The 16,741-nt window shown below is 71.0% G+C and carries 14 protein-coding genes; 11 read left to right on the top strand and 3 right to left on the bottom strand.

Going from position 1 to position 16,741, the window contains the following annotated elements; genetic code table 11:
• Window positions 1-4: 4 nt before the first annotated feature.
• Both QCN29_RS21480 and QCN29_RS21485 read right to left on the bottom strand, forming a co-directional pair.
• A complete protein-coding gene (locus QCN29_RS21480) occupies window positions 5-796 on the bottom strand; it encodes a metal ABC transporter ATP-binding protein (RefSeq protein WP_279930138.1) in 792 nt (263 codons plus the stop codon).
• 56 nt (window positions 797-852) lie between these two features.
• Complete coding sequence (locus QCN29_RS21485) at window positions 853-1,920, bottom strand: metal ABC transporter substrate-binding protein (RefSeq protein ID WP_279930121.1); 1,068 nt, start codon at window positions 1,918-1,920, stop codon at window positions 853-855.
• 253 nt (window positions 1,921-2,173) lie between these two features.
• Between QCN29_RS21485 and QCN29_RS21490 the strand changes: the two genes are divergently transcribed.
• The 4 genes from QCN29_RS21490 (at window position 2,174) to dusB (ending at window position 5,683) form a co-directional block, all read left to right on the top strand.
• Complete coding sequence (locus QCN29_RS21490) at window positions 2,174-3,556, top strand: glycine--tRNA ligase (RefSeq protein WP_240138115.1); 1,383 nt, start codon at window positions 2,174-2,176, stop codon at window positions 3,554-3,556.
• A gap of 85 nt (window positions 3,557-3,641) precedes the next feature.
• Complete coding sequence (locus QCN29_RS21495; protein WP_240138116.1) at window positions 3,642-3,863, top strand: hypothetical protein; 222 nt, start codon at window positions 3,642-3,644, stop codon at window positions 3,861-3,863.
• A gap of 262 nt (window positions 3,864-4,125) precedes the next feature.
• Complete coding sequence (locus tag QCN29_RS21500) at window positions 4,126-4,335, top strand: DUF6243 family protein (protein WP_240138117.1); 210 nt, start codon at window positions 4,126-4,128, stop codon at window positions 4,333-4,335.
• Window positions 4,336-4,486: 151 nt separating this feature from the next.
• Window positions 4,487-5,683, top strand: coding sequence for a tRNA dihydrouridine synthase DusB (dusB, locus tag QCN29_RS21505; RefSeq protein WP_279930123.1), 1,197 nt, complete (start codon window positions 4,487-4,489; stop codon window positions 5,681-5,683).
• Window positions 5,684-5,817: 134 nt separating this feature from the next.
• On the opposite strand, the gene QCN29_RS21510 is transcribed toward dusB, so the two are convergent.
• Complete coding sequence (locus QCN29_RS21510) at window positions 5,818-6,570, bottom strand: GntR family transcriptional regulator (RefSeq protein ID WP_240138119.1); 753 nt, start codon at window positions 6,568-6,570, stop codon at window positions 5,818-5,820.
• 272 nt (window positions 6,571-6,842) lie between these two features.
• On the opposite strand from QCN29_RS21510, the gene QCN29_RS21515 reads away from it, so the two are divergent.
• The 7 genes from QCN29_RS21515 to QCN29_RS21545 all read left to right on the top strand — a co-directional run bounded on the left by QCN29_RS21515 (window position 6,843) and on the right by QCN29_RS21545 (window position 16,516).
• Complete coding sequence (locus tag QCN29_RS21515) at window positions 6,843-8,000, top strand: ABC transporter substrate-binding protein (protein WP_240138120.1); 1,158 nt, start codon at window positions 6,843-6,845, stop codon at window positions 7,998-8,000.
• On the top strand, window positions 8,000-8,905 hold the full coding sequence (locus tag QCN29_RS21520; protein ID WP_240138121.1) for an ABC transporter permease: 906 nt from the start codon (window positions 8,000-8,002) through the stop codon (window positions 8,903-8,905). The genes QCN29_RS21515 and QCN29_RS21520 overlap by 1 nt, the downstream gene beginning before the upstream one ends.
• Window positions 8,893-9,798: an ABC transporter permease gene (locus QCN29_RS21525; protein WP_398859641.1), complete on the top strand. Its 906-nt coding sequence runs from the start codon at window positions 8,893-8,895 to the stop codon at window positions 9,796-9,798. Before QCN29_RS21520 ends, QCN29_RS21525 begins: the two co-directional genes overlap by 13 nt.
• Window positions 9,799-9,802: 4 nt before the next feature.
• Window positions 9,803-10,975, top strand: coding sequence for an ABC transporter ATP-binding protein (locus QCN29_RS21530; RefSeq protein WP_279930127.1), 1,173 nt, complete (start codon window positions 9,803-9,805; stop codon window positions 10,973-10,975).
• Window positions 10,972-11,676, top strand: a complete 705-nt coding sequence (locus QCN29_RS21535) for an HAD family hydrolase (protein ID WP_279930128.1) — start codon at window positions 10,972-10,974, stop codon at window positions 11,674-11,676. Before QCN29_RS21530 ends, QCN29_RS21535 begins: the two co-directional genes overlap by 4 nt.
• A gap of 381 nt (window positions 11,677-12,057) precedes the next feature.
• Window positions 12,058-14,775, top strand: coding sequence for a pyruvate, phosphate dikinase (ppdK, locus tag QCN29_RS21540; RefSeq protein WP_240138124.1), 2,718 nt, complete (start codon window positions 12,058-12,060; stop codon window positions 14,773-14,775).
• Window positions 14,776-15,415: 640 nt separating this feature from the next.
• On the top strand, window positions 15,416-16,516 hold the full coding sequence (locus QCN29_RS21545) for an ArsR/SmtB family transcription factor (RefSeq protein WP_279930131.1): 1,101 nt from the start codon (window positions 15,416-15,418) through the stop codon (window positions 16,514-16,516).
• Window positions 16,517-16,741: the final 225 nt, after the last annotated feature.

The following is a 16,741-nucleotide window of genomic DNA, read 5'->3' on the forward strand; positions in this document are numbered from 1 at the left end:
GGTCCTAAGTCAGCAGTCCCGTGCGGAGCGGCTCGTCGGCCGCATGCGGATGTACGTGGTCGTGGCCGGGCAGCGCGTGCTGGCCGACCGCCTCGGGCGGCGGTCCGTCATGGACCACGCAGCCGTCGCGCAGCACCACGGCACGGTCGATCAGCGGCTCCAGCGGGCCCAGCTCATGCAGCACCAGCAGCACCGTCGTACCGTGTGCGACCTGCTCGCGCAGTGTGTGGGCGAGGATCTCCTGACTGGCCAGATCGACCCCGGCCATCGGCTCGTCCATGATCAGCAGATCGGGCTGCGCGGCGAGCGCCCGGGCGATCAGCACCCGCTGGTGCTGGCCGCCGGAGAGCGCGCTCACCGAGTCCCTGGCACGGTCGCCCAGACCCACCAGGTCGATCACCCGCTGCACGGCCTCCTTGTCGGCGCGGGAAGCCCAGCCCAGCCGCGTACGGGAGAGCCGGCCCGCGGAGACCACCTCGCGGACCGTGGCGGGCACACCGCTCGCAGCGGTGGTGCGCTGCGGCACATAGCCCAGGCGCGACCACTGGCGGAAGCGGCGCAGCGGGTCGCCGAAGAGCCGTATCTCCCCTGCGGCCAGTGGAACCTGGCCGATCACGGAGCGGACGGCGGTGGACTTGCCGGAGCCGTTCGCGCCGAGCAGCGCGACGACCTCACCGCGGCGCACGGTGAGGTCGACGCCCCGCAGCACGGGGCGGGCGCCGAGGGTGGCACGGGCGCCGCGGACGGATATGACGGGGGGTTCCGTCTCCGCCGCGGCTCCTGCGGGTGCGGCCATCGCTCCGGCCGCGGGTATGGCGGGCTCACTCATCGCCGTCGCCTCCACTACGTCTGTCATTTCGCGCCGAGCGCCTTCTTGAGCGCGGTGAGGTTGGCCTCCATGACCTCGATGTAGTCATCGCCCTTGGACCTGTCCGTGATTCCCTCCAGGGGGTCCAGGACGTCTGTCTTCAGTCCGGTGTCGCCGGCGAGGGTCCTGGCGGTCTTGTCGCTGGCGAGGGTCTCGAAGAAGACCGTGGTGACCTTGTCCTTCTCGGCGGTCTCCTGGAGCTCCTTGACCCGGGCGGGGGAGGGGTCGGACTCGGGGCTGAGGCCGGCGATGCTCTCCTGGACGAGGCCGTAGCGCTCGGCGAGGTAGCCGAAGGCGGAGTGGGTGGTGATGAAGGTCCTGGTGGAGGTGTTCTTCAGACCGTCCGCGAACTGCGTGTGCAGCGCGTCGAGCTTCTTGACCAGGGCGTCGGCGTTCTTGGCGTAGTCGGCGGCGTGGTCGGGGTCGGCCTTGCCGAGGGTCTCGCCGACCTTCTCGGCGACCTCCGCGTACTTCACGGGGTCGAGCCAGATGTGGGGGTCGGCGAGAGCGGGGTCGCCGTGGCCCTCGGCCTCGTGGCCTTCGTCTGCGTGGCCCTCTTCGCTGTGACCGCCTTCCTGGTGGCCCTGCTCGTCGGCGTGCGCCTCGCCCTCGTGGCCGGGCTCGTCTGTGTGGCCCTCGCCCTCGTGGTCGTGGCCGACCTCGGGGCCGTGGTTCTCCAGCGTGGTCAGCGTCGCGGCGTCGACCTTGTGCTCGGCCCCGGACTGGCTGATGGCCTTGTCGACGGCCGGCTGGATGCCCTTGAGGTACAGGATGTAGCCGGCTTCGTTCAGCTCGGCGGTCTGGCGGGGCTTGAGCTCCAGGTCGTGCGGCTCGACGCCCGGCTTGGTGAGCGTGGTGACGGAGACGTGGTCGCCGCCGATCTGCTCGGCCAGGAACTGCATGGGGTAGAACGACGCCACCACCTTCAGCCTGCCGTCCTCGCCCTTGCCGTCGGCCGAGGTGGAGCCGGAGCAGGCGGTCAGGGCAGTCAGCCCGAGCGTGATCGCTCCGGCGGCAGCGGCGGCGGGTATGAGGCGGCGTCGTACGTTCATGGAAGTCATTTTCAACAAAACTGGAAACGATTGTCAACAAGGTCTTCAAAGGGCCTCCGCCCCCTACCGATTTGATCCGAGGGGTGCGGCCGCCGGTAATCTGAAGCATTCGCCCGCCCGTCTCCCGACCACCACCCCTCATCGAGGCGCTACGCGCCGCCCCTTCGTCCATCCGTCTCCCGACCATCACCCCTCATCGAGGCGCTACGCGCCAGTTTTGTCCGTTCGTCGTCGTCGTAATGAAGAGAGCACCGTGGCCGCCGACAAGATCGACACCATCGTCAACCTGAGCAAGCGCCGTGGCTTCGTCTACCCCTGCAGCGAGATCTACGGCGGTCAGCGGGCCGCCTGGGATTACGGGCCGCTGGGTGTCGAGCTGAAGGAGAACATCAAGCGCCTGTGGTGGCGTTACATGGTCACCTCGCGCGAGGACGTGGTAGGCATCGACTCCTCGGTGATCCTGGCCACCGAGGTGTGGGAGGCCTCCGGCCATGTCGCCACCTTCACCGACCCGCTGACCGAGTGCACCTCCTGCCACAAGCGCTTCCGCGCCGACCACCTCGAAGAGGCCTACGAGGAGAAGCACGGCAAGCTCCCCGAGAACGGCCTCGCCGACCTCAACTGCCCCAACTGCGGCAACAAGGGCACCTTCACCGAGCCCAAGCAGTTCTCCGGTCTGCTCTCCACCCACCTCGGCCCCACCCAGGACTCCGGCTCCGTCGCCTACCTGCGTCCGGAGACCGCCCAGGGCATCTTCACCAACTTCGCCCAGGTCCAGCAGACCTCCCGGAAGAAGCCGCCCTTCGGCATCGCGCAGATGGGCAAGTCCTTCCGCAACGAGATCACCCCCGGCAACTTCATCTTCCGCACCCGCGAGTTCGAGCAGATGGAGATGGAGTTCTTCGTCAAGCCCGGCGAGGACGAGCAGTGGCACGAGTACTGGATGGAGCAGCGCTGGAACTGGTACCGCGACCTTGGTCTCCGTGAGGAGAACATGCGCTGGTACGAGCACCCCAAGGAGAAGCTCTCCCACTACTCCAAGCGCACCGCCGACATCGAGTACCGCTTCCAGTTCGGCGGCAGCGAGTGGGGCGAGCTGGAGGGCGTCGCCAACCGCACCGACTACGACCTCTCCGCCCACTCCCAGGCGTCCGGCACCGACCTGTCGTACTTTGACCAGGAAGCCGGCGAGCGCTGGACCCCGTACGTCATCGAGCCCGCCGCAGGCGTCGGCCGCACCATGCTCGCCTTCCTCCTCGACGCGTACAACGAGGACGAGGCCCCCAACGCCAAGGGCGTCATGGAGAAGCGCGCCGTGATGCGCCTCGACCCGCGCCTCGCTCCCGTCAAGGTCGCGGTGCTTCCGCTCTCCCGCAACCCGCAGCTCTCGCCCAAGGCCAAGGGCCTCGCCTCGGACCTGCGCAAGCTCTGGAACATCGAGTTCGACGACGCGGGCGCCATCGGCCGCCGCTACCGCCGCCAGGACGAGATCGGCACGCCGTTCTGCGTCACCGTCGACTTCGACACCCTGGACGACAACGCGGTCACCGTGCGCGAGCGCGACACGATGAAGCAGGAGCGCGTCTCGCTCGACCAGATCCAGACCTACCTGGGCAGCCGCCTGCTCGGCTGCTGACGCCCGCGCCCCAAGGCGGCTTCACGGCATGCGAAGCCCCCGGTTCCACGTACGGAACCGGGGGCTTCGCTGCACACTGGGCACCATGCCGACGACCCTCATACCCAGCCTCAGCAGATGGGACCAGCACGGCCGCGAACACGTCGTGCGCGCCCACCGGGCCGGAATCCGGCGCACGTTGCGCTGCGGCACCTGCGGCTGGCGCAAGGCCGCGCGGTTCCTGCCGTATCTCCCCTGGCTGAAAGCGGAGAGCCACCTCATGGAAGCCCACCAGGCGACGGTTGACCCGGCCGCGGGCCGCGCCTGAGCGCTCCGCGGGACGCGTCACGGTGCGCCGTCGAGGGGACGCGTCACGGTGCGCCGTCGAGGGCGCGGGCCCCCGACGGTCGTCCCGAGGGCCCGAAAATCGGGTGTTCCGACGCCCCTCGCCCCGCTACCGTCGCCGTCATGGACGCATTCCTCCCGATCTACGAGTGAGGGGAGGGCGGCCCGGCCTGCCGGCCCGGCGCCGCCTCCTTCCGACGCGAATCACCACATACCGCACTTCTCACTGCGAATGGGAGAAACCCATGGCCAAGAGCCGTAACAACCTCCTCGGCGTCGGCGGTCAGCGCCGCAAGCTGTCCCGCGCCGACCAGCAGGGCGGCGGCCCGTCCCGCGCGGCCGACCGCAGCGCCGCCGCCGACCAGAAGCAGGACCTGCTGCGCAGGATGCGTGAGCGCAGCCGGGGGCAGTCGGCGCCGTCTCCTCAGTCGCCGCGGCAGGACGGCGACAGCTGAACACACGGCACAGAAGACCAGGGCCCGGCCCGCAGCGCGCTGCGGGCCGGGCCCTGGTCCAGGAGCGGCCGAGGCCCGCTCCCCGGGCTTTGCGGGTCGGCCGTGCCCGCGGGTGTGTGAGGGCACTGCCGCGGTGCGGGACAATGGGTCGATGACCACCACCCCGCTCCCCGGGCTGTCGATAGGCCCGTACGCCGTGCAGCCGCCCGTGGTGCTCGCTCCCATGGCCGGCATCACCAACGCGCCGTTCCGGACGCTGTGCCGCGAATTCGCCGAAGGCGGGCGGGGGTTCGGGGGTCGTCCCCCGGGGGGTGCAGCCGCCGGCGGGAAGGGGCTGTTCGTCAGCGAGATGATCACGACGCGGGCGCTGGTGGAGCGCAACGACAAGACCATGCAGCTGATCCACTTCGACGCGAGCGAGACCCCGCGGTCGATCCAGCTGTACGGGGTGGACCCGGTCACCGTCGGCAAGGCCGTCCGCATGATCGTGGACGAGGACCTGGCCGACCACGTCGATCTGAACTTCGGCTGCCCGGTGCCGAAGGTCACCCGCAAGGGCGGCGGCTCCGCCCTGCCGTACAAGCGGCCGCTGCTGCGTGCGATCCTGCACGAGGCGGTGACGAACGCCGGGGATCTTCCGGTGACGATGAAGATGCGCAAGGGCATCGACGACGATCACCTGACGTATCTGGACGCCGGCCGGATCGCGGTCGAGGAGGGCGTGACGGCGATCGCGCTGCACGGCCGCACTGCTGCCCAGCACTACGGCGGCACGGCCGACTGGGATGCCGTCGCCCGCCTGAAGGAGCATGTGCCGGAGATCCCGGTGCTCGGCAACGGCGACATCTGGACGGCGGACGACGCGCTGCGCATGGTCCGCGAGACCGGCTGCGACGGGGTCGTGGTGGGGCGCGGCTGCCTGGGCCGCCCGTGGCTCTTCGCGGACCTGGTGGCGGGCTTCGAGGGCGCGGGCCCGGACGCGTACGCAAGGCCGTCGCTGCGTCAGGTCGCGGACGTCATGGTGCGCCATGCGCACCTGCTGGGGGAGTGGATCGGCGACGAGGCGCGGGGCGTCGTCGACTTCCGCAAGCATGTGGCCTGGTATCTGAAGGGCTTCTCGGTGGGCTCCGAGATGCGCAAGCGGCTCGCGATCACCTCCTCCCTGGACGAGCTGCGCGAGCTGCTCGCCGAGCTGGACCTCGACCAGCCCTGGCCGTCCGGCGCGGACGGCCCGCGCGGGCGGACGTCCGGCAACAACCGGGTGGTGCTGCCGGACGGCTGGCTGCGGGACCCGTACGACTGCGCCGGCGTCACGGCGGACGCGGAACTGGACACCTCGGGCGGCTGACGTCCCGGGCTCTGCCTGCGTCGCGCGCTCTGCCTGCGTCACGGGCTCTGCCTGCGTCACGGGCTCTGCCTGCGTCCCGGCTTCTGCCTGCCTCCGGGCCCTTGAGGCCCCTTCCAGGCGCGCCGAGGGAAGGGCTACCCGTCCAGCCTGCCCGCCCGGCGCGACAGCGGGGAGGCGTCCGCGGAGTTGCTGACGCTGAAGGTGACCGCGCCCGCCACATACCGGTCGTCGGTCCACTCGATGGGGCGGCCCGTCGCGGTGCAGGTCAGATGGCGCTGGCGGAGGAGGGGGCTGCCACGGCGGACGTGGAGGAGGCGGGCGTCGACGCTGCCGGCCGGGACCGCGTCGATCAGATGGTCGCCGTAGTGGGCGACGATGCCGTGGGCGTCGGCGAGGCTGTTCATGATGGAGACGCAGTCGTCGGGGAGCTCCTCGACCGACGGAGCGACCCAGTCCGCGTAGGCGGTGCGTTCCAGCATGGCCGGTTCGCCGTCGAGGAGGCGCAGGCGGACCACATAGAGGACGCCGGCGCCCGGCGGCAGGGTCAGTCGGGTGGACTCCGTGGGAGTGGCGGGGCGGCGGGTACGGGTCAGGATGCGGCTGGAGATCTCGTAGCCCTCGCCCTGCGCCCACTGGGCGAAGCTGTTCAACTCGGCGAAACTGTGCCGCCGTTCGCGCCGAAGCACGATGCGGCGCGCGCCCTGGCGGGAGCCGATGAGGCCTTCGGAGGCGAGGAGGGCGACCGCCTGGCGCACCGTGCCGCGGGAGGCGGACCAGCGGGCCGCGAGGTCGCTCTCGCTGGGCAGCTGGGAGCCGACCGGGTACTCGCCGCCGAGGATCGAGCGGCGCAGCGCCTCCGCGATCTGTAGATAACGCGATGCCGCCACGCGTTCGCCCTCCGTGTCAGGGGTCAAGTGTGCGCAGTTCGCCGTAGAACTGCTGCTGTTTCCAGTCAGCCTAGACCGGGGGAGGGGCTGCTGTCGCCACCGTCGCCGAGAGACCCGCTGGGCGCTGGATCACGGGGAGAACACGGTTTTCGGTCTTCGGGAAGCCGTGCCCGGCACGTCATTCGCCGTTCATGAACCGGCCAGGTCTGCCAGGCGAACTGAACCCGGCTTGTTCAGACAAGTTCCGTCCCCTCGGCTCTTGGGAGAGACCCGTGTTCAGATCTGCCGGCCGCGGCACGGCCGCCCTGCTCGGCGCCGCCGCCGTCCTCACGTCCCTCAGCGCCTGTGGCGCCGCCCCCGACGACACGGCCGACGCGGCCGGCAGCGGCGGGGTCAAGGCGTCTGCCGCCGGCTCCGCCGCCGACTTCGGCGGGATGAAGGAGCTCATCGCCGCAGCCCAGAAGGAGGGCGAGCTCAACGTCATCGCCCTGCCGCCGGACTGGGCCAACTACGGCGAGGTCATCAAGGCGTTCGAAGCGAAGTACAAGATCAAGGTCAACAGCGAGAACCCGGACGCCTCCAGCGCCGACGAGATCGCCGCCGTGAAGTCCCGCAAGGGCCAGAAGCGCGCCCCCGACGTGCTGGACCTGGGTATCGCCTTCGCCCGGAGCGGCGCCGAGGAAGGGCTGTTCGCGCCTTACAAGGTCGAGTCCTGGGACAAGATCCCGGACTCCCAGAAGGACGCCGAGGCGCGCTGGTACAACGACTACGGCGGCTATGTCTCCATCGGCTGCGACGCCGAGCGGATCAAGAACTGCCCGCAGACGTTCGCCGACCTGCTCAAGCCCGAGTACAAGGGCAAGGTCGCGCTCAACGGCAACCCGACCAAGTCCGGGTCCGCCTTCGGCGGGGTGTACGCCGCGGCGCTCGCGAACAAGGGCTCCTTTGGCGACATCCAGTCCGGCATCGACTTCTTCGCCGAGCTGAAGAAGAGCGGCAACTTCATCCCCGTGGAGTCCACCCCGGCCACGGTCGAGAAGGGCGAGACGCCCATCAGCATCGACTGGGACTACCTCAACGCCGGGTACGCCGACCAGTTCAAGGACAAGGGCGTCGACTGGAAGGTCGCCGTCCCCAGCGACGGCGTCTACGCCCAGTACTACTCGCAGGCCGTCAACAAGGAGGCCCCGCACCCGGCCGCCGCCCGCCTGTGGATGGAGTTCCTCTACAGCGCCGAGGGCCAGAACCTGTGGCTGAAGGGGTACGCCCGGCCCGTTCTGCTCCCCGCGATGATCGAGGACGGCACCGCGGACAAGGAGTTCACCGGCAAGCTCCCCAAGGTCTCCGACGCGCCCGCCTTCCCCTCCTCCGAGGAGCTGGACAAGGCCAAGGCCGACCTCGCAGAGAAGTGGGACAAGGCCCTCTCCTGATGACCGCGCTCTCCCAGCCCCCCACGCCTGTCGCCGGCGGCGCGTCCCGTCGCCGCCGGCGGCGGCGCGGACCCCGCACGCATCTCGCCGCGCTGCCGCTGCTCGGCTTCACCGCGCTGTGCTTCGGACTGCCCGTCGGCGCGCTGCTGTACGGGGCCGTCACCCGCACCGACCCGGACACCGGCGCCACCGCGGTCACCGGCGAGCATCTCGCCCGCTCGCTCCAGGGGCCCTATCTCGGCTCCCTGATCGGCAGCGTGCAGCTCTCGGCGCTCACTGCGCTGATCGGCTCGGTCCTCGGCGTCCTGATCGCCCAGGCGATCGTCACCTCACGCTCCCGCGCCCTGCGCGACGCCGCGCTCACCGCGTCCGGCGTGCTCGCCAACTTCGGCGGCGTACCGCTCGCGTTCGCGTTCATCGCGACCCTCGGCATCTCCGGAGTCGTCACCCAGCTCGCCGACCTCACCTCGCTCGGCTGGAACCTGTACTCCTTCACCGGGCTCGCCGTCGTCTATCTGTACTTCCTCACCCCGCTGATGGTGCTCGTGATCGTCCCCGCGCTGGACGGGCTGCGGCCCCAGTGGCGCGAAGCCGCGCAGAACGCCGGCGCAAGCGGACGCCAGTTCTGGCTCCACATCGGCCTGCCCGTGCTCGCGCCCTCGCTGCTCGGCGGCTTCGTCCTCCTCTTCGGCAGCGCCTTCGCCGCGCATGCCACCGCCGCCGCCCTCGTCGGCGGCTCGGTGCCGCTCGTCACCCTGAAGATCGCCGACGCGCTGTCCGGGAACGTGCTCGTCGGCCAGGAGAACGTGGCTCTCGCCCTCAGCCTCGACATGATCCTGATCGCCGGGCTCGTGATGGCGGTCTACCTCCCCCTCCAGCGACGGAGCGCGCGATGGCTGCGATGACGACCTCCACGATCGACCGCCCCGCGCGGGCGGCCGCGACACGCCGGAGCGGGCGGCCCCGCGTCTGGCGGGGGGCCGTGCTCGCGCTCGCCGCCTGCTACTTCCTGATCCCGCTGGCCGCCTCCTTCGTCTTCACCGTGCACACCCCGGGGCAGGGCGTTTCCTTCGAGGCCTACACCGCGCTGCTCGCCGCCGACGGATTCACCGACAGCCTGCTGCTGTCGCTCTCCCTCGCCGCCGCGACCATCGCGCTCGCCCTGCTGCTGGCCGTGCCCGCGCTGGTCGCGGTGCGCCTCGGCGCGCCGCGGCTGCGGCCCGTGGTCGAGGTGATGTGCATGCTGCCGCTGGTCGTGCCGCCGATCGCGCTGGTCACCGGCGTCAGCACCGTGCTGCGCTGGGGGCCGGACCATCTGTCGCGCACGCCGCTGTACCAGACGTTCCTCGCCGTGCAGAACGAAGAGTTCCCGGTCGTGCTCGTCCTCGCGTACACGGTGCTGGCGCTGCCGTTCGTCTACCGCTCGCTGGACACCGGGCTGCGCGCGGTCGATGTGCCGACCCTGGTGGAGGCCGCCCGCAACTGCGGCGCGTCCTGGCCGTACGTCGTCGTCCGCGTCCTGCTGCCCAATCTGCGTGCCGCGCTCGCGGGGGCCGCGTTCCTCACCCTGGCGCTGGTGCTCGGCGAGTTCACCATCGCCTCGCTCCTCGGCTTCGAGCCGTTCGCGGTGTGGATCGTCACCATCTCCGGCTCGCAGGCGAAGATGTCCGTGGCCGTCTCCGTCCTCAGCCTGCTCATCACCTGGGCGCTGCTGCTTCTGCTGTCCCGCGCGGGGACGGCGGCGGCCACCGCCGCCCCGTCCCGCGACTCCTCCCGTACCTCCCGCAAGGAGCCCTGAGACCATGTCCACCCCCACCGCCGAGGCCGAGCGGGCACGCCCGGCCGCCGCAGCGGCGTCCGGCGCGCGCGTCGAATTCCGCGGGCTGCGCCGGGCGTTCGGCGCGACCGTCGCCCTCGACGGCCTCGATCTGAGTGTCGAGCCCGGCGAACTGATGGCGCTCCTCGGCCCCTCGGGCTGCGGCAAGACCACCGCTCTGCGGGTGCTCGCCGGATTCGAGCACCCGGACGCGGGCGAGGTGCTGCTCGACGGCGAGGACATCACCGGTGTGCCGGCCAACCGGCGCGACGCCGGGATGGTGTTCCAGTCGTACAGCCTCTTCCCCAATCTGAGCGCCCGCGACAACGTCGCCTTCGGGATGCGCGTCCGCAGGGTCCCGGCCGCCCGGCGCAACGCCCGCGCCGCCGAACTCCTCGACCTGGTGGGTCTGCCCGACCACGGGGACCGCTTTCCGCACCAGATGTCCGGAGGCCAGCAGCAGCGCGTGGCCCTCGCCCGCGCCCTGGCCCTCGAGCCGCGGGTGCTGCTGCTCGACGAGCCGCTGTCCGCGCTGGACGCCAAGGTGCGGCTCAGCCTGCGGGAGGAGATCCGGCGGCTGCAGCTCTCCCTCGGCGTCACTGCCGTGTTCGTCACCCACGACCAGGAGGAGGCGCTGTCCATGGCGGACCGGGTCGCCGTCCTCAACGCGGGGAGGCTGGAGCAGTGCGCCGCCCCGGCCGAGCTGTACGAGCGGCCCGCGACCGCCTTCGTGGCCTCCTTCATCGGCACCATGAACCGGCTGCCGGGTCTGCTGACCGGCGGCGGGACCGTGGCGGTAGCGGGGCAGAGGCTGCCCGTGGACGGCGACGTGCCGACCGCCGTACGGGATGTGGAGGTGCTCATCCGGCCCGAGAACGTCGCCGTGGCCGCCGAACCGGACGGCGAGGCGGTCGTCGCCTCCGCCTCCTTCCTCGGCGCGGTCACCCGCGTCCACGCGGAGCTGGCGGGCGTCGGCACGATCACCGCGGACGTCCCCTCGCGCGACGCAGTGGACCTGGCACCCGGTGCCCGCGTCCGGATCGGCCTCGCGGAGCGCCCGGTCCGTGTCGTGCCGTCGGCGTCGCCGGCGGAGACGCCGACGGAGGCGGCGGCCGCGACGGCGACTGCCGGGGCCGCAGCTGCCGGGGCCCCCGAGTGAGCCCTGACGCGCCCCGCCCCGCCGCCGTCCTCTTCGACATGGACGGCACCCTCGTCGACACCGAGGTCCTGTGGTGGCAGGCGGCCGAGGAGGTCGCGGCCGGGCTCGGCCACGACCTCGGCGACGCCGACGCGCCCGAGGTCGTCGGCCGCGCCGTCGAGGACACCGCCGCCCATCTCATACGGGTCACCCGTGCGAGAGGCCCGCAGTCCGCGGCGCGCGTGGCGGCCGAGCTGACCCGGACGTTCTTCGCCAAGGTGGCCGCGGGCGCGCCGCTGCGCCCCGGCGCCCGGCGGCTGCTGTCCGCGCTGGAAGCTGACGGAGTGCCGTTCGCGCTGGTCAGCGCCTCGCCGCGGGTCGTTGTGGATGCGGTGGCACAGGGAGCGCTGGCCGGAGTGCCGTTCGCGTTCACGCTGTCCGCGGACGACACCGTGCGGACCAAGCCGCACCCCGACCCCTACCGGGCTGCGGCCGAGCGGTTCGGGGCGCTCCCCGGGGACTGTGTGGCGGTGGAGGACTCGCCGGACGGCAGCGTGTCCGCCGAGGCCGCGGGGTGCGCGGTGCTGGTGGTGCCCTCGCTGCTGCCGGTGGAGCCGTCGGCCCGCCGGGTCTTCGCCGGGAGCCTGGAGGAGGTGGATCCGGCGATGCTCGGACGGTGTGTTTCCGGCGCGTTGCGGGCACCCGTCGGTGAGTCCGGATGATGAAATCGGGACGTGTAGGAGTGCGTGATTCTCGCCACCCTTGATAGGGGTTGCGCTCAGATGAGCGGTCTCGAGGGGGTGGGCCCCTCGCTCCAGATCTAGAAGGGGTGGCACGGGGTGCCACCCCTTTTGGCTTCAAGACTTGAAAACAAAAGCCGATGGAGGCGCTCATGTGAGCGCGTAATCTCTGGTTTGAGTCAAGTGCGCTTCGGCGGGTGAAGGGAGGTCGAAGCGGCTTACTACGCGGCAGTCACTTTCGATCTGCTGGCGGACGAGTGGTTAAGGCCGTATGACGCGCAAGTGGACGTACCCAGACGCCTTTGATCTGGGTATGTTCCTCGCCGTCAGGGCAGCCACCGAGTCCTCGAGGAGTCGAGACCCGTGTCGGAAATCAAAGATCAGAAGTTCGTCTACGACTTCACCGAGGGCAACAAGGACCTCAAGGACCTGCTCGGCGGAAAAGGTGCGAACCTCGCCGAGATGACCAACCTCGGTCTCCCCGTCCCCCCGGGCTTCACGATCACCACCGAGGCGTGCAAGGTCTACCTCGACAGCGGCGAGGAGCCGCCCGCCCTGCGCGACGAGGTCAGCGCGCACCTGGCCGGCCTCGAGCAGACCATGGGCAAGAAGCTCGGGCAGGCCGACAACCCGCTGCTGGTATCCGTACGCTCCGGCGCCAAGTTCTCGATGCCCGGAATGATGGACACCGTCCTGAACATCGGCCTCTCCGACGACTCGGTTGCGGGTCTGGCCAAGCAGTCCGGCGACGAGCGGTTCGCCTGGGACTCCTACCGCCGTCTCATCCAGATGTTCGGCAAGACCGTCATGGGCGTCGACGGCGAGCTGTTCGAGGAGGCTCTCGACGAGGCCAAGGAGGCCAAGAAGGTCACCGTCGACACCGACCTGGACGCCGGCGACCTGCAGAAGCTGGTCAAGCGGTTCAAGAAGATCGTCAAGTCCGAGGCGGGCCGCGAGTTCCCCCAGGACCCGCGTGAGCAGATGGATCTGGCCATCCGCTCCGTCTTCGACTCCTGGAACACCGAGCGGGCCAAGCTCTACCGCCGCCAGGAGCGCATCCCCGGCGACCTCGGCACGGCCGTCAACGTCTGCTCCATGGTCTTCGGCAACCTCGGGCCCGACTCCGGCACCGGCGTCGCCTTCACCCGCGACCCCGCCAGCGGCCACCAGGGCGTCTACGGCGACTACCTGCAGAACGCGCAGGGCGAGGACGTCGTCGCCGGCATCCGCAACACCGTGGCGCTCGCAGAGCTGGAGAACATCGACAAGAAGTCGTACGACCAGCTGATGCAGATCATGGAGACGCTCGAAACGCACTACAAGGACCTGTGCGACATCGAGTTCACCATCGAGCGCGGCCAGCTGTGGATGCTGCAGACCCGCGTCGGCAAGCGCACCGCGGGCGCGGCCTTCCGCATCGCCACACAACTTGTCGACCAGGGGCTGATCGACGAGGCCGAGGCTCTGCAGCGGGTCAACGGCGCGCAGCTGGCGCAGCTGATGTTCCCGCGCTTTGACGACGGTGCGAAAGCCGAGCTGCTGGGCCGGGGCATCGCAGCCTCGCCGGGCGCGGCGGTCGGCAAGGCCGTCTTTGACTCCTACACGGCCGTCAAGTGGTCCCGCTCGGGTGAGAAGGTCATCCTCATCCGCCGCGAGACCAACCCCGACGACCTCGACGGCATGATCGCCGCCGAGGGAATCCTGACCTCCCGCGGCGGCAAGACCTCCCACGCCGCCGTCGTCGCCCGCGGCATGGGCAAGACCTGCGTCTGCGGTGCGGAGGAGCTCCAGGTGGACACCAAGCGCCGCAGGATGACCGCAGGCGACAGGGTGATCGAAGAGGGCGACGTCGTATCCATCGACGGCTCCAGCGGCAAGGTGTACCTCGGCGAGGTGCCCGTCGTGCCCTCCCCGGTCGTCGAGTACTTCGAGGGCCGGATGCACGCGGGCGCCGACGACGCCGACGAGCTGGTCGGAGCCGTCCACCGGATCATGGCGTACGCGGACCGGGTCCGCCGGCTGCGGGTGCGGGCCAACGCCGACAACGCCGAGGACGCCCTGCGGGCGCGGCGGTTCGGCGCCCAGGGCATCGGACTGTGCCGCACCGAGCACATGTTCCTCGGTGAGCGCCGCGAGATGGTCGAGAAGCTGATCCTCGCCGACCACGACGACGAGCGGCAGGAGGCGCTCGAAGCCCTGCTGCCGCTGCAGAAGCAGGACTTCATCGAGCTGTTCGAGGCCATGGACGGGCTGCCCGTCACCGTACGGCTGCTGGACCCGCCGCTGCACGAGTTCCTGCCCGACATCACCGATCTGTCGGTGCGCGTGGCGCTCGCCGAGGCCCGCCACGAGCCGCACGAGAACGAGCTGCGGCTGCTCCAGGCCGTGCACCGGCTGCATGAGCAGAACCCGATGCTGGGCCTGCGCGGCGTCCGCCTCGGCCTGGTCATCCCCGGACTGTTCACCATGCAGGTCCGGGCCATCGCCGAGGCCGCGGCCGAGCGGAAGAACGCCAAGGGAGACCCGCGCGCCGAGATCATGATCCCGCTGGTCGGCACCGTGCAGGAGCTGGAGATCGTCCGCGAGGAGGCCGAAGCGGTCATCGCGGAGGTCGAGGCCGCCAGCGGCGTGGAGCTGAAGCTGGCGCTCGGCACGATGATCGAGCTTCCGCGGGCCGCGCTGACCGCGGACCAGATCGCGGAGGCCGCCGAGTTCTTCTCCTTCGGCACCAACGACCTCACCCAGACCGTGTGGGGCTTCTCCCGTGACGACGTGGAGGCCAGCTTCTTCACCGCCTACCTGGAAAAGGGCATCTTCGGCGTCTCCCCGTTCGAGACCATTGACAAGGACGGCGTGGGCAAGCTCGTCCGGGACGCCGTCGCGGCAGGCCGCGCCACCCGCCCGGATCTGAAGCTGGGCGTGTGCGGCGAGCACGGCGGCGACCCCGAGTCGGTGCACTTCTTCCATGAGGCCGGCCTCGACTACGTCTCCTGCTCGCCGTTCCGGATCCCGGTGGCGCGGCTGGAGGCGGGCCGGGCGGCCGCTGTGTCGTCGGGGGCCCCCGGCAGCGACTCGCGCTGACGCCGCGGGGCCCGCCAGGCGCCTGCGGGCGCGCCTGCGAAGGGCGCCGGAGCCGCCGCGGGAGGACTCACCCTCACCGCACTCCTGCGGCGGCTCCGGGGTGAAAGAGGAAGGGGCGGACGCCTTGTGCGGGGCGTCCGCCCCTTCCGCTTGCCCGCGGGGCAAGGCGCACGCGGCATAGTCCCGCGGGCGCACGTCCGTTCTGTAACTGCTCTGAGAGCGCTCCGAGTTCTCGGCCCCGGCCGGTCGCGGCGCATGCTTTCCCGCGGACTTCCGCTGCCTGCTGTTGAATTCCGTACGTCCGTTCGCGCTAACGGCAATCGAATCTCTGCCATTCGCTGTGCAAAATCCGGGCGGGGCACGGCCGGTGGATCCCCATCCTCCGGCCGTGCCCCATTACCCATGCCGGGCACGGAGCCGCACCCTCTGCCAGCCGCCGCCGGACGCGCAAAGCCCCCCACGGTCTTCGCCACGTCACATCGGTGACAGAAGGATTCATGCCCGACGTCGTACAGCCTTTCGGTTGTCACCCCGGGCCCGCGAGGCGTTTCAACTGTGGCCGAAACTCCGTGGTGACGGCCTGTGATGGCGTGCATACTCGGGGATCGGGACAATTAGCGGATGCAACAGTGGGGGTTCAGTGCTGCGTATCCATTTCACCGGGGACGACCTCGCAGGGGTGCGGATGGCGGCCAGGCCGGACGTGTTGTGGGAAACGATTCTGAGCTTTCACCGATTGCGGGACCGGCGCGGTGCGACGGTCTTCGGGGAATGGCGGTCCGAAACCCGCGCCCGGTTGAACGGTGAAACACGGCTGCTCTCGGCGCTGGTGCCGCCGAAGGGCTATTTCCCGGACTTTCTGACCCCGCCGGAGGCGCGGGACGGGCTCGACGCGGGCCTCCAGGCCCTGCGCGCCACCCCGCCCGCCCGGCTGCGCGCCGAGCTGGCCCTGGCGGCCGCCGACCGCGCCTGTGTGCCCGGGCTGCCCGGCAGGCTCGCCGCGCTCGCCGAGGGGAGAGCCGAGCCGCTCGCCCGGCTCGTCGGCGCGCTGCACGGCTACTTCCGCGCCGCCGTCGAGCCGTACTGGCCCCATCTGCAGGCCAGGATCGAGGCGGACCGCGCCGTGCGCGGCCGTGCGCTGCTGGACGGCGGCCCCGACGAACTCCTCGACTCCCTGTCGCCCGTGCTGCGCTGGCGCGCACCCGTGCTGGAGGCGGACTACCCCGTCGACCGCGAACTGCGCCTCGGCGGCCGGGGCCTGCTGCTCCAGCCGTCGTTCTTCTGCCGCGGGACGCCCGTGGTCTACCGCGACCCCACGCTGCCGCCGGTCCTCGTCTACCCGGTCGCGGACCGCTGCGGCCCGGCCTTCCACGAGCCCGGCGGGCCTTCCCTGGGCCGGCTGGTCGGCCACACCCGCTCCGCCGTCCTGCAGGCCATCCGCAGCGGCAGCACCACCAGCGAGCTGGCCCGCAGGGCGGGGGTGTCGCTCGCCTCCGCGAGCCAGCACGCGGCGGTGCTGCGCGAGGCCGGCCTGGTGGTGACCCTGCGCCACGGCAACTCCGTGCTGCATACGCTCACGCCGCTGGGCGCGGCGTTGCTGCGCGGCGGCGTCACCCCCGAGGCGCTGGGGGAGCCGCCGGGGTCCGTGCCGCCGGACGAGCCGGGGCCCGGGCGCCCGGAGGCGGCCGGACCCCGGCTTGCCCCGCCCGTCGCCCGGCTGCCGGCCCGGACGCCCGTCTGACGGCTGACGGCAGCAGCCGGGTCCACGGCCCGTTGAACCGCCCACGGCCCCCGCGGCCGGCTGCGGGCGGAGGGGCTGTGAGCGGGCCGGCTGCGGGCGGAGGGGCTAGTAGTGCTTGGTCAGGTTGGTTGTCCTGGTGCGTGTCCTTCGGGCCCGGTGTGGCGTTGAGTGGGTGTGACTCCGGACGAGATGACTTTGGCGCGTGGTGAGTTGGAGGCGTTTGCG

Source organism: Streptomyces chengmaiensis, assembly GCF_029846775.1.
In the GTDB taxonomy this organism is placed as follows: domain Bacteria; phylum Actinomycetota; class Actinomycetes; order Streptomycetales; family Streptomycetaceae; genus Streptomyces; species Streptomyces chengmaiensis.